The 1,086-nt window shown below is 27.9% G+C and carries 2 protein-coding genes; one reads left to right on the top strand and one right to left on the bottom strand.

The window, feature by feature from the left end; translation table 11 throughout:
- Positions 1-172 precede the first annotated feature (172 nt).
- Positions 173-739, top strand: a complete 567-nt coding sequence (locus Q0370_RS06720) for an ABC transporter substrate-binding protein (RefSeq protein WP_367270867.1) — start codon at positions 173-175, stop codon at positions 737-739.
- On the opposite strand, the gene Q0370_RS06715 is transcribed toward Q0370_RS06720, so the two are convergent.
- The coding region (locus Q0370_RS06715) for a GTP-binding protein (protein ID WP_367270866.1) at positions 720-1,086 on the bottom strand (367 nt) is incomplete at its 5' end. The genes Q0370_RS06720 and Q0370_RS06715 overlap by 20 nt on opposite strands.

Genomic DNA, 1,086 nt, shown 5'->3' with positions numbered 1-1,086 from the left:
ATAATTATTTTTATTATAGCCTAATTTATAATTAGTGGTCTCTGTAGAATAATCAGTTTAAGTACCCTTTTATAGTTTCTCCGCCAACTATGTTAATATCTATATAACAAGAAGTTCAATTTTCTATTATAAAAGAATTTATACGGAGCTTTATACACTATAAAACCTTAATTTGTATTTTGATAATCTAATAAGCATTTTTTCTTTGTATATTAAAACAGCTAAAAAATTGTATTTAGAAGCATTAAAAGAACTTGGAGTTAATAGATTAAGATTAAGATTGTTATCAGGAAACTCAGATCCAGAAGTAAAGGAAATACAGTTCATTCAAGAGGAATTGAGAACAAAATTAGGACTGGAGACAGATGTTTCAACTGTACCATTTAAAGAAAGATTATCAAAAACTAGATCTGGAGATTATGATACAGTATTGAATACATGGTCGCCAAAATACGATGATGCCTTATCTTATTTAGATAGATGGAAAAAAGATGATAACTTAAATATGAATGTCTGGTCTAAAGCTAAATACAATGCATTAGTAACAGAAATCTCAAAAATACCGTCTTCTAAAGAAAGAGATAAAAAAATAAATGAAGCTGAGAGAATACTGATTGATGAGAACGTAATTTCGCCACTATATTTTTCAGTAGAAAATCATTACAGAAATCCAAAAATAAAAGATGTTGTGAGAAGAAGTGTTACTGGAATTGCAGATTTCACTTATGCACATTTTTAAAAATAATTTTTATATATCTTAAGGAAGAATAAAAAAACACATCTTCATTTTTAAACACAAGTTTTTTCTTAATTTCCTTTAACTGCTTAAATTTTTCATTATTAGACAATTTATCAGCCTTTGTAAAAATTATATAATATTCAATTCCAAAATGTTCCAGCCACTTTAACATTTCCATATCTTCGCCCGTTGGGATTCTACGCAAATCCAGCAAAAGAAATACAACTTTTTCACGATCTGACATAAGATAGCCTTCAATTGTTTTTCCCCAGTTTTTCTTTACTGAATCAGGTACTTTCGCAAATCCATATCCTGGCAAGTCTACAAAATGAATTGCATTATTTATC

The sequence above is a fragment of the uncultured Leptotrichia sp. genome (assembly GCF_938036635.1).
Lineage (GTDB): Bacteria > Fusobacteriota > Fusobacteriia > Fusobacteriales > Leptotrichiaceae > Leptotrichia > Leptotrichia hongkongensis.
This window is presented reverse-complemented; position numbering and strand designations above follow the sequence as displayed.